General features: G+C 64.0%; 11 protein-coding genes and 1 tRNA gene. 8 read left to right on the plus strand and 4 right to left on the minus strand.

The genetic code is table 11. The features are described 5' to 3' along the window. The first annotated feature begins 68 nt into the window (after positions 1-68). The 6 genes from lgt (at position 69) to ACQP2U_RS12605 (ending at position 6,056) form a co-directional block, all read left to right on the plus strand. Complete coding sequence (gene lgt, locus ACQP2U_RS12580; protein ID WP_433714818.1) at positions 69-1,307, plus strand: prolipoprotein diacylglyceryl transferase; 1,239 nt, start codon at positions 69-71, stop codon at positions 1,305-1,307. Positions 1,308-1,458: 151 nt separating this feature from the next. Next, entirely contained in the window at positions 1,459-1,986 is a 528-nt protein-coding gene (locus ACQP2U_RS12585) for a TM2 domain-containing protein (RefSeq protein ID WP_433714819.1), read from the plus strand. A 204-nt stretch (positions 1,987-2,190) separates the two neighbouring features. Then, positions 2,191-2,946, plus strand: coding sequence for an amino acid ABC transporter substrate-binding protein (locus ACQP2U_RS12590; RefSeq protein WP_397036676.1), 756 nt, complete (start codon positions 2,191-2,193; stop codon positions 2,944-2,946). Positions 2,947-2,952: 6 nt separating this feature from the next. After that, positions 2,953-3,621 carry an amino acid ABC transporter permease gene (locus ACQP2U_RS12595; RefSeq protein ID WP_433714820.1) on the plus strand — a complete coding sequence of 223 codons (669 nt, stop codon included), beginning with the start codon at positions 2,953-2,955 and terminating at the stop codon, positions 3,619-3,621. Between the two features lie 105 nt (positions 3,622-3,726). Beyond that, complete coding sequence (pyk, locus tag ACQP2U_RS12600) at positions 3,727-5,145, plus strand: pyruvate kinase (RefSeq protein ID WP_397036680.1); 1,419 nt, start codon at positions 3,727-3,729, stop codon at positions 5,143-5,145. A gap of 2 nt (positions 5,146-5,147) precedes the next feature. Then, complete coding sequence (locus ACQP2U_RS12605) at positions 5,148-6,056, plus strand: acyl-CoA thioesterase (RefSeq protein ID WP_397036682.1); 909 nt, start codon at positions 5,148-5,150, stop codon at positions 6,054-6,056. Positions 6,057-6,196: 140 nt separating this feature from the next. On the opposite strand, the gene ACQP2U_RS12610 is transcribed toward ACQP2U_RS12605, so the two are convergent. The 4 genes from ACQP2U_RS12610 to ACQP2U_RS12625 form a co-directional block, all read right to left on the minus strand. Then, positions 6,197-6,622 carry a hypothetical protein gene (locus ACQP2U_RS12610; protein WP_433714821.1) on the minus strand — a complete coding sequence of 142 codons (426 nt, stop codon included), beginning with the start codon at positions 6,620-6,622 and terminating at the stop codon, positions 6,197-6,199. Between the two features lie 98 nt (positions 6,623-6,720). Beyond that, the gene (locus tag ACQP2U_RS12615; RefSeq protein ID WP_433714822.1) at positions 6,721-7,341 is read right to left on the minus strand and encodes a low molecular weight phosphatase family protein; all 621 of its coding nucleotides are present in this window, start codon (positions 7,339-7,341) and stop codon (positions 6,721-6,723) included. Between the two features lie 244 nt (positions 7,342-7,585). Further along, complete coding sequence (locus ACQP2U_RS12620; RefSeq protein WP_433714823.1) at positions 7,586-8,098, minus strand: monooxygenase family protein; 513 nt, start codon at positions 8,096-8,098, stop codon at positions 7,586-7,588. Positions 8,099-8,323: 225 nt separating this feature from the next. Further along, a tRNA-Leu gene (locus ACQP2U_RS12625) sits at positions 8,324-8,407 on the minus strand. A gap of 224 nt (positions 8,408-8,631) precedes the next feature. Between ACQP2U_RS12625 and ACQP2U_RS12630 the strand changes: the two genes are divergently transcribed. Together ACQP2U_RS12630 and ACQP2U_RS12635 are read left to right on the plus strand one after the other, a co-directional pair. Continuing rightward, positions 8,632-9,249, plus strand: coding sequence for an ANTAR domain-containing response regulator (locus ACQP2U_RS12630; RefSeq protein ID WP_040688928.1), 618 nt, complete (start codon positions 8,632-8,634; stop codon positions 9,247-9,249). A 232-nt stretch (positions 9,250-9,481) separates the two neighbouring features. Continuing rightward, the gene (locus tag ACQP2U_RS12635; protein ID WP_433714824.1) at positions 9,482-10,693 is read left to right on the plus strand and encodes a branched-chain amino acid ABC transporter substrate-binding protein; all 1,212 of its coding nucleotides are present in this window, start codon (positions 9,482-9,484) and stop codon (positions 10,691-10,693) included. Positions 10,694-10,736 lie beyond the last annotated feature (43 nt).

Genomic DNA, 10,736 nt, shown 5'->3' on the forward strand with positions numbered 1-10,736 from the left:
CCGCCCGCGAGCGGGGCACGCCGACCGCGGATCTCGCGATGTGGCGGTGCTCCGCTACGGTTGGGGCCGTGACCTTACGAGTCCTCGCAGACAGCGTCCTGAGCAACGGTGCCGTCACCGCTGATGTGCTGGCCTACATTCCCAGCCCGTCCCAGGGCGTATGGCATCTCGGTCCATTCCCGCTACGGGCCTACGCCCTATGCATCATCATCGGCATCGTTGTCGCCATCTGGTGGGGTGAACGGCGCTGGCAGGAGCGCGGCGGGCAGAAGGGGGCGATCCTCGATGTCGCGATGTTCGCGGTGCCCTTCGGTCTGGTCGGTGGGCGGCTCTATCACGTTGCCACCGACTGGCAGAAGTACTTCGGCGCCGACGGCCACCCGATCGATGCGCTGAAGATCTACCAGGGCGGGCTCGGCATCTGGGGCGCGGTCTTTCTCGGCGGCGTCGGCGCCTGGATCGGCTGCCGGGTCTACCGAATTCCATTGCCCGCGTTGGGCGATGCGATCGCGCCGCCGATTCTGCTGGCCCAGGCCATCGGACGGCTCGGGAATTATTTCAACCAGGAGCTCTACGGCCGCAAAACCGAGCTGCCGTGGGGTCTCGAGATCTACCTGCGCTTCGACGATCAGGGCAAGCTCGACATGATGAACGGCGTCTCCACCGGCGTCGTGGACAAGGTCGTGCAGCCGACGTTCCTGTACGAGATGGTCTGGAACCTGCTGATCGTGGTGCTGCTGGTGCAGATCGATAAGCGCTACCGCATCGGGCACGGCCGCCTGTTCGCGCTCTATGTCGCCGGGTACTGCCTGGGCCGCTTCTTCGTCGAACTGCTGCGCGACGACGAGGCCACCAAGATCGCGGGCATCCGCGTCAACTCGTTCACCTCGGCACTCGTATTCCTCGCCGCCGTCGCCTATTTCGTATTCGCGACCAAGGGCAGGGAGACCGCCGATCAACTGCGGCCGTCGACGGTCGCGCGACCGTGGCCGTGGCAGCTGGGGGCGCTGCGTGCGGCGGGCGCCGAATCCGAGGCCGCGTCGAAGGCAGCCGCGCTCGCGGAAGCAGCGCCGTCGAAGCACAGCGCCGGGAAGAAGGAAGCTGCGTCCGCCGGAGTCGACGGTGCCGAACCCGATAACAAGGACGACGGGTCGGAGAAGATCGAGGACGAGGCCGCCGAGCATCCGAATCTGACAAAAACCGAGAACTCCGGCAACGAACCGGATACCGCCGGCGATAACCCAACGGAGTCCGAAACCTCGGACGCCGAGCCGGGCAAGGTCGAAACTTCGAAAAAAGACGGCTGATCCCATAGCGACGTGGGCAACTCGTCGGTGTACCGAGTAGACACGCGAAGGCGTGTCCGCGACGATACCCTCGGGCGTCCAATCGCCCGGCAAAATACGCGGGGAGACGAGTGAGTACTCGTCGAAATGCACGAATGATGGAGGACATTTAGTGACCGACCCCTACCAGAACCAGCCAGGCTTCGGCGGCCCCCAGTACGGTCCGCCTGGGACGGGGCCGGACCTGAACAAGCAGCCCGATGCTCCCGGGCAGCAGTATCCGTCGGATCCGTACAACCAGCAGCAGCCGCAGTACGGTCAGCCCCAGTATGGCCAGCCGCAGTATGGCCAGCCGCAGTATGGCCAGCCCGATCCCTATGGTCAGCAGCCGGGCGGCTACCCGCCCGCGCCGTATCCGGGCGGCGGCTACAACCCGAACGATCCGGAAGCGCCCTACGGTCGCGACCCGTTCGGCGTGCCGTTCTCGGATAAGCAGAAGCTGACCGCGGGTCTGCTGCAGATTTTCCTCGGCGGCTTCGGTGTCGGCCGTTTCTACACCGGGCACACCGGCATCGCCATCGCGCAGATCGCGGTAACCTGGCTGACCTGCGGTTTCGGCGGTATCTGGCCGCTGATCGACGGCATCATGATGCTGACCGGCAAGGTGCCCGACAGCCTCGGGCGGCCATTGCGCGACTGAGCGCCGCGAACAATCGACCGACAGGCCCGGTCGCGTCGGATGACGATGCGACCGGGCCGTCGCCATTTCCGGCGGGCTGTGCGAGGATTCGGCGCACCATGATCGCAATACTTTCGGTTGGCATTTTCCTGGCGTAGCCTGAGCCGGGTTTTTTGCCGTGTGTGGACATTGTCCGCAGTCCAGACACCGAAGAGAGGGACTTCAGTGCGCCGCAAGCTGTTCGCCGCCGCCATGCTCGCCATCGTCACCGCTACCGGGCTCACCGCCTGCGGCAGCAGCAGCGATCCGAACGTGCTGAAGGTCGGCACCGAAGGCACCTACTCGCCGTACAGCTACCAGGGTTCGGATGGCAAGCTCACCGGCTACGACGTCGAGGTGATCCAGGCGGTCGGGGAAAAGATCGGCAAGAAGATCGAGTTCGTGCAGACGCCGTGGGATGCGATCTTCGCGGGTCTGGAATCCAAGCGCTTCGATCTGGTCGCCAACCAGGTGACGATCAATGACGAGCGCAAGGCCAAGTACTCGCTGTCGCAGCCGTACACCACCTCCGAGGGCGTGATCGTCACCCGCGCGGATAACAACAGCATCACCTCGCTCGCCGATCTCAACGGCAAGACCACCGCGCAGTCCGCGACCAGCAACTGGGCCAAGGTCGCCCAGGGCGCGGGCGCGAAGGTCGAAGCGGTGGAAGGCTTCGTGCAGGCCATTCAGCTGCTGAAGACCGGCCGCGTCGATGCCACGGTCAACGACAGTCTCGCGGTTCTCGAGTACACCAAGAAGAACGGCGATGCCAGTGTGCGGGTTGCGGCCAAGACCGGCGAGGTCAGCCACCAGGCGTTCGCCGCACGCAAGGACGACGCCGTGATCGGCCAGATCAACACCGCCCTCGAAGCATTGAGCGCCGACGGCACGCTGGCCAAGATCTCGGAAAAGTACTTCGGCACCGACGTCAGCAAATAACCGCCCGTGGATCCCGCGACCAGGGAACTGATCTGGCACAACCTGTGGCCGATGCTGCAGGCCACGATCGATAAGACCATCCCGCTGACCGCCATCAGTTTCGGCATCGGTCTGGTCATCGCGTTGTTCGTGGCGTTGGCGCGGATGTCGCCGCTGCGGTTGCTTTCGGCGCCCGCACGGTTCTACATCTCGATCATTCGCGGCACACCCCTGTTGGTGCAGCTGTTCATCGTGTTCTATGCGCTGCCGCAGTTCGATATCGTCATCGATCCGTTTCCGGCGGCGGTGATCGCATTCAGCCTCAATGTCGGCGGTTACGCCGCCGAGGTCGTGCGCGCCGCCATCCTGAGCGTCGCGGAAGGACAATGGGAGGCGGCCAAGGCCCTTGGCATGTCCTATGCCCAGGAGTTGCGGCTGATCATCCTGCCGCAGGCCGCGCGCATTGCCGTGCCGCCGCTGTCCAATACGCTCATCTCCCTGGTGAAGGACACTTCGCTGGCTTCGACCATCCTCGTGACCGAACTACTGCGCACCGCGCAGCTGGCGGCCGCCCCGACCTTCGACTTTTTCGCCCTGTACGGCGTCGCCGCGCTGTATTACTGGGTGATCTGTCTGATCCTGGGCTTCGGCCAGACCCGCCTGGAAACGCGGCTGTCGCGCCATGTCGCACGCTGACGAGCCCCATTTGTACTTTCCACTGAGCCTTCGTACATATTTTTCACCTAGCTTTCACCATGGCCACAGCAGGCCGGTGGTACTACACGGGACTAGGCTCTACTCGTGATGCGACGGACGAAGATTGTGTGCACTCTCGGCCCAGCGACCGCTACCGAGGAACGTATTCGGGAACTCGTCGAGAGCGGTATGGATGTGGCGCGGCTGAATTTCAGCCATGGCGAACACTCCGACCACGCCGAGAACTACAAGAAGGTGCGGCAGGCCGCGGACCATATCGGACGGGCGGTCGGCATTCTCGCCGACCTGCAAGGACCGAAGATCCGGCTGGGCCGCTTCATAGACGGTAAGACCGTATGGGCCAGCGGTGAAGAGGTCCGCATAACCGTCGACGAGATCGATGGCACCCACGATCGCGTCTCCACCACCTACAAGGAACTGGCCAAGGACGCCAAACCGGGCGACCGCCTGCTCATCGACGACGGCAAGGTCGGCGTCACCGTCATTGGGGTCGAGGGCAACGATGTCGTCTGCCGGGTGACCGAGGGCGGACCGGTCAGCAATAACAAGGGCGTCTCGCTGCCGGGTATGGATGTGTCCGTGCCCGCGCTGTCGGATAAGGACATCGAGGACCTCGAATTCGCGCTCAAACTCGGCGTCGACTTCATCGCGCTGTCCTTTGTGCGTTCACCCTCGGATGTCGAGCTGGTGCACGATGTGATGGACCGGGTCGGCCGCCGCGTGCCGGTGATCGGCAAGTTGGAGAAGCCCGAGGCAATCGACAATCTCGAGGCCATCGTGCTGGCCTTCGACGCGGTCATGGTCGCCCGCGGTGACCTCGGCGTCGAACTGCCGCTCGAGCAGGTGCCGATCGTGCAGAAGCGGGCCATCCAGATGGCCCGCGAGAATGCCAAGCCGGTCATCGTCGCGACCCAGATGCTGGAGTCGATGATCGAGAACTCCCGCCCGACCCGCGCCGAGGCCTCCGATGTGGCCAACGCGGTGCTCGACGGCGCAGATGCGGTGATGCTGTCGGGTGAGACCTCGGTCGGCGCGTATCCGATCGAGACGGTTCGCACCATGGCGCGGATCGTGCACGCGGTGGAGACCGAATCCACCCGGGTGCCACCGCTGACCCACGTGCCGCGCACCAAGCGCGGTGTCATCTCCTATGCCGCCCGCGATATCGGCGAGCGGCTCAATGCCAAGGCGCTGGTCGCCTTCACCCAGTCCGGCGATACGGTTCGTCGCCTGGCTCGTCTGCACACTCCGCTGCCGTTGCTGGCGTTCACCCCCCTTCCCGAAGTGCGCAGCCAGCTGTCGCTCACCTGGGGCACCGAAACCTTCATCGTCCCGACCGTGGACAGCACTGATGCGATGATCCACCAGGTGGATGTAGCACTTCTGTCCATGGAGCGATACCAAAAAGGTGATCTGGTGGTAATCGTGGCTGGCTCCCCGCCCGGTACTGTCGGCTCCACCAATCTGATCCACGTGCACCGTATCGGTGAGGAGGACCATTAGTCGTGACTGCTTCGCTAGGTGGCACTGTCGGCCTCGGGGCCGCAGCGGAGGGAACCGATCTCGAGGTGCTGCTCGGACTGCTCGATCTGGAACAGGTCGACGAGGATGTCTTCGTCGGCCAGCATCCGGAGAAGGTCTGGAGCCGCACGTTCGGCGGTCAGCTGGTTTCGCAGGCGATCATGGCGGCGGGACGGACGGTCGATGGTGACCGTCCGCTACACGCCGTCAACGCACATTTCGTGCGTGGTGGCGATGTGAAGAAGCCGATCGAGTATCAGGTCGACCGCCACCGCGACGGGCGCTCACTGGCCAACCGCACGGTCACCGCGACCCAGGACGGGCAGGAGTTGTTCGTCATGCTCGCCGCGTTCCAGGATTGGGGCAAGGGGCTCGAGCACGCGCATGCCCAGCCGGAGGTGCCGGATCCGGAGACGCTGCCGCGCGTCGAGGAGAGTTTCGCCGGCTTGGAAGACAAGCTGGAGATGTTCGTCAAGGCGCCGCATCCGATCGATATGCGCTACACCAACGACCCGGCCTGGATCCTGAAGGGTACGGGGGAGCGGCTCAACCACAACCGCGTGTGGATGCGCGCGGACGGCCGACTGCCCGATGATCCGCTAATTCACGTTGCGACGCTCGGCTATTCGTCCGACACCACGGTGCTCGATTCGATCATCACCACACACGGTCTGTCCTGGGGTCTGGATCGTATCGTGGCCGCGACGATCAACCATTCGATCTGGTTCCACCGCCCGTTCCGCTTCGACGATTGGGCGCTCTACGCGACCGAGTCCCCGGTGGCGGCGGGGTCGCGTGGCCTTGCCACAGGCCGGTTCTTCTCCCGCAGTGGCGAATTGCTTGCCACCACCGTCCAGGAAGGCATTATCCGCCACTTCCCGGCGCGCCGTTGAGTTCGGGTGCTCATGTGTTTGCGGACAGTGACAACTGATTTCGTAAGCACATGGGTGCCCTCGTCGGGAACACCCAAAAGCCTTGCGGCACACGCCGTAGGACCTGTACACGACCTCAGTGTCGCCTGACCGGTATGGCCTCAATATCCGGGCAGGCGGAACCGTTCGCGCTCGGTTTCGAAGTCGAAGCTGTCGCGGCGCTGCACACGGATGGTCCGCGGAATCTCCAGATCCATTGGGCAGCTTGCGGTTTCCAACATCAGGCGCTTCTCCAGCGCGCTCAGGCTCGGTGCGGTCAGATCACGCGGCGCACCGACCAGGCTCAGTGCGATCTCATAGGTGCGTCTTGCCCCCTGCTCTTGGTCGGGATGCTCTACGCGCCATTGGGTTTCTAGTAGTAGGTGCTCTGGGGCGTCGGACTCGACTGGCAATGTGAAGCGCCACGCGAAGACATCGCGGTCCTGGAGGTGGTCGTCCACCACCGCGCGTACCGAATCTACGACGCGATCGAGGGTTTCCGGTGTCACATAAACATGGAGCGAAACATCCGAAATTCGTTTCGGCATGTCTGATTCCTGTCGTGTGTCGAACCATCAACGGCGGAAGTTATTCCGCGCGCGAGTGTAATCGCTTTACCCGCTAATTGGACACCGGGCCCTGCGTGTCAGCGGATCCGCTGGGCGGCAAGGAAGGCGGCCAGTGGCGCGGGGCGCGCCCCGGGGGCCACTACGAGGCCGGGGCGTTCGTCGTCGACCGACCGCTGCTGCTCGCGCGGCGCCAAGGCCAGCAGCAGCGGCACCAATGCCTCGGCGATGCGGTCGCCTACTTCGCAGAACGCCACTTCCGACAGTCCGACCGGGTCGGCGATATTCTCCCGGCCGACGAGGGCGAGGTCGTGGCGGGCGTGGTGCAGATCGGCAATCGTCTCGGCGCCGGTGACCTTGGCGATGCGATGTGCTTCCAGCAGGGTGAAGGTGCGCGATCCGGCGCCGAACGCCATCTGCGCCGCCTGAGCCCGGATCTGCTCGGTCATGGCCAGCACCAGATTCGCGCGGTCGATCATCTCTGGCGCGAGTTTGCGTGCCCGGAAATGGTCGGCGTCGGCACCGAGTCCCTCGATGGTCCGCGCGGCCAGCGGCTCGATCGGAAAGCCAACCAGCGCACGGGTTCCCGCACTCTCGGCGGTGAGACCGGGCAGGTTGTATTCGACCGCTACGGCGCGGGTGAGCCGCTCGGCGATTGCCGAACGACAGACATTGCCGTTGCAGACGAACAGGACGTGCATGGGGATACGGTAGGCCGCGCACGGACCGACCAGAAGGCCGTCGACATCGAATCACAGCCCGCGGAATACATATTCATCTGCTGGTCAAGTGCCGTACACAAAGTACGCCCCGGTATCCAGAGAGACGCTCGATACGCGTTGCCGACAGGCGGCCGATGGCTAATCGAGGTCTGGGCGTCCTGCCGAAGGTACCCGGCGCGCGCGGTCTCAACCATCACAGTATTGCCACGGTTGGGGATCGGATTTACTCGGACTCTCCACCGTAGTAAGCGGATTCGGCGACCACGGGTGCCTCCTTGGCGTCCTCGCCGTGCACCCGACCCCTGGTGGTGAACATCCGACCCCGCGAGGCTACGACGGGTGCGAACCGCGGCAGGCCGGAGGCCGCTCCCATATCGTCGTACATCGCATCGATACCGCCGCGCATGAAGTAGGCCTCGTGCCAGAATCCCGTCCCGCCGGAGTCGCGCAAGAACTTCTGCCACCAATCCCGGTGCGGCGCAGAGCGTGTCCACCGTTCCAGCGAATCCAGATCCCGCCAATACTGCCGCGCTCCCCAATGCGGCGGAAACAGCGACCAGATCACATCCTCGTGCGATAACAGCCCGTCCGGCCGATCCTTGTGTGACCGATACAGTTTCGGGCCCAGACCGAGCAAACGCAGGATTCCGCGGGGTTTGCGCACCCGCATCCCGATATAAATGACGACCAGATCCGGATACCCGGACAGATCGACAGTGGTCCTGTTAATCCGCATCGAGGCACCTCCGTATCGGCTGCCTACTTGCAACCCTACGCTGGAACTACGACACAGCCCGAGCCCCAGTTCGATCATTCGACCCGGTTGCGCTGATAGCGCGAAGCCGCGACATCCGCCGATAGCGCCACCACGGCAGGGTGGTCCCGGGGGTGCACCCCCGGTGTGATGACGAAATGAGACGGGCTCATGCTCTCTGTGAGCATGAGCCCGTCACAAACACAGTGCCGATTGTGGGACTCGAACCCACACGTCCTTTCGGACAACGGTTTTTGAGACCGTCGCGTCTGCCAGTTCCGCCAAATCGGCGCACCGGTGGGAAAGCATAGCGTGTCACTGTCGAAAATCACGAATGGGCTGGGTAGGAAGTGATCATCACCCGGTTTGCGCAGGGTATATGGGTTGTATGCGCAACTGAAAGGTACTCTTTACATCACTCGACGGCGACAGTGTGGGCGCGATGGACCGTTGCCCGGACCACGGCCACTCATTCGCGTGTCGGGACACGGCATCGGAACCAGAGGGGTCTACCTATGAGCAACACAGCAGGGGGCGCCGGCACGAAGCGGGACGCCGGGGCGAAGCGGGTCGTCGTCGCGGAAGACGAAGCGCTCATCCGCATGGATCTGGTGGAGATGCTGACCGAAGAGGGCTATCAGGTTGTCGGTGAGGCGGGCGACGGCCAGCAGGCGGTGGATCTGGCGGTGGAGCATCGGCCGGATCTGGTCATCATGGATGTGAAGATGCCGCGCCGCGACGGCATCGATGCCGCGGCCGAGATCGCGTCGAAACGTGTTGCGCCGGTTGTCATTTTGACCGCTTTCAGTCAGCGCGACCTGGTCGAGCGGGCGCGCGATGCCGGTGCGATGGCTTATCTGGTCAAGCCGTTCACGAAGTCGGATCTGGTGCCTGCCATCGAATTGGCGGCTAGCCGCTTCCACGAAATCACCGCGCTGGAGAGCGAGGTCGCCAATCTGGCCGACCGGCTCGAGACGCGCAAGCTGGTGGAGCGCGCCAAGGGTGTGCTCATGCAGACCCAGGGCTTGTCGGAACCGCAGGCATTCAAGTGGATTCAGCGTACGGCGATGGACCGCCGCACTACCATGAAGGCGGTAGCCGAGGTCGTGCTGGAAAATCTGGCGCCCAAGTAGGCCCTTCCTTTCGCCCCGGCCGTTCAAGGCCGGAAATTTTACTTTCCGGAAACCCGATCGCGATGAAAAATTCGAAACGAAGTCGATCGGATGATCCGAATGTGATGCGCAGCTAACGTAGCAACGCTATGTTCTGACCGGGCTGACGTGGTCGGCCTCCTCGGAGGAGAGCCCGGGGGAGCACAGGACGTAGAGGTGAAACGTGCTTAGTTCGACATGGCGCAGTCGTTCGATGCGGGGTGCATTGGCCATCGGTGCCGCCGCCGCGCTCGTGCTGACGGGGTGTAGCGATAAATCGACCGACGGTGGTTCGGGCACCTCCGGCACCAGTGGCGCGGGCGGACTGAAGATCCAGCCGGTCATGCAGATCGACGCCAACGGCAAGCAGGTGCCGAAGTCGGACAGCGCCGCGGCCGCCGACCCGGCGGGCGACGGCAAGGCCACCTGCCCCGCGGGCACCGCGATCGCCATGGCGGGCGCGCTCACCGGACCGGACGCCGCCCTCGGCATCAATATCGTCGACGGCGTCAAGCTCGCGCTGGACAAACACAACAAGGCCAACCCGGGCTGCAAGATCGAGCTCAAGCAGTTCGACACGGAGGGCGATCCGCAGAAGGCCACCCAGGTCATCCCGCAGATCGTCAACGACAAGTCGATCATCGGTCTGGTCGGTCCGGCGTTCTCCGGTGAGACCAAGGCGACCGGCAAGATCCTCAGCGATGCCGGCCTGGTCTCGACGACCGCCTCGGCCACCAATGAGACGCTGACCCAGAACGGCTGGACCAGCTTCTTCCGCGGCCTGGCCAATGACGGCGTGCAGGGTCCGTCGGTCGGCAAGTACCTGGTCAACACCGCTGGCTACAAGAAAGTCTGCGTCATCCAGGACAACACCGACTACGGCACCGGTCTTGCCAAGACGATCATCGAGGGCCTCGGCTCCGCCAACGACGCGGGCTGCAATGCCAGCATCAAAAAGGGCGACAAGGACTTCTCCGCCACGGTCACCAAGATCGCGAGCGCCGCGCCGGATGCTGTCTTCTACTCCGGTTACTACTCCGAGGGTGCCCCGCTCGCCCAGCAGTTGAAGTCCGGTGGCGTCAAGGCGGTCTTCGTCTCCGCCGACGGCACCAACGATCCGCAGTTCGTCGCTCAGGCCGGTAGCTCGTCCAAGGGCGCGGTACTGTCCTGCCCGTGTGGTCCGGCGCCGGATAAGTTCGCGGCCGACTACAAGGCGCTCAATGGCGCGGAGCCGGGCGTGTACTCGGTCGAGGGCTACGATCTGACCACGATCTTGGCCAAGGGCATCGATGGCGGCAAGCTCACCCGCCCGGACCTGCTGGAATACGTGCGGTCCTATGACGGCAACGGTCTTGCGCGTCAGTACAAGTGGAACCCGACCGGTGAACTGGCCAACGCACTGATCTGGATCTACGAGGTCAAGTAGCCCTAGACAACCAGCACGGCGGCACGTACAGGGGTTCGTGCGA

It is taken from the genome of Nocardia sp. CA-084685 (genome assembly GCF_050955785.1).
Lineage (GTDB): Bacteria > Actinomycetota > Actinomycetes > Mycobacteriales > Mycobacteriaceae > Nocardia.